This window comes from Streptomyces sp. JW3 (genome assembly GCF_052216785.1).
Taxonomy (GTDB): Bacteria; Actinomycetota; Actinomycetes; order Streptomycetales; family Streptomycetaceae; genus Streptomyces.
Genome location: NZ_JBQOUX010000250.1, coordinates 1 through 805, shown reverse-complemented (window position 1 = coordinate 805; position 805 = coordinate 1). Strand labels below are relative to the sequence as shown.

At 76.5% G+C, this 805-nt stretch carries 1 protein-coding gene; it reads right to left on the bottom strand.

Annotated features, from left to right (window positions below):
- Positions 1-44: 44 nt before the first annotated feature.
- A partial coding sequence (locus tag ACTT8P_RS38350; protein WP_442836411.1) for a dihydrolipoamide acetyltransferase family protein occupies positions 45-805 on the bottom strand: 761 nt, incomplete at its 5' end.

Sequence of the window (805 nt, the reverse complement as noted above, 5' to 3'; positions counted from 1 at the left end):
GTCGACCGCACCGGGGGCCCCGGGCCGTGGCGCTTGTCCCGCGCTCACCGCAGCCGCAGCAGGGACACGGGCCGCTCGACCAGGTCGGCCACCTGCCGCAGGAACCCGCCGGCCGTCCCGCCGTCGCAGACCCGGTGGTCGAAGGAGAGGGACAGCTGGCACACCCGGCGCACCGTCAGTTCGCCGTCGACGACCCACGGGCGGGGCAGGACGCGGCCCACGCCGAGCATCGCGGCCTCGGGGTGGTTGATGATCGGTGTCGAGCCGTCGACGCCGAAGACACCGTAGTTGTTGAGGGTGAAGGTGCCGCCGGACAGCTCCGCGGGGGTCAGCGCGCCCTCCCGGGCCGCGGCGGTGAGCCGGGTGATCTCCGCGGCCAGCTCCGGCAGCGTCCTGCGGTCCGCGTCCTTGACCACCGGCACGACCAGACCCCGTTCGGTCCCCGCGGCGAAGCCCAGGTGCACCGACGGCAGCCGGACGATCTCCTGGCGGCCGGTGTCCACGGTGGAGTTCAGCTCCGGGTACCGGGCGAGCGCCGCGACGCAGATCCGCGCCAGCAGCGCGAGCAGCGAGATCCGCTCCGAGTCCGGGGCCGCGAGTTGCCCTTTGACGTCCAGCAGCCCGGTGGCGTCCGCGTCCACCCAGGTGGTGGCGTCGGGGATCTCGCGACGGCTGCGCGCCAGCTTGTCGGCGATCAGGCCGCGCACCCCGCGCAGCGGGAGCCGGACGGCCGCCGGCGCCCCGGCCGGCGACGGCGGGGCCCCGGCCGGTGCGGGCCGGGTGGCGGGCCGGGCCGAGTGCACCG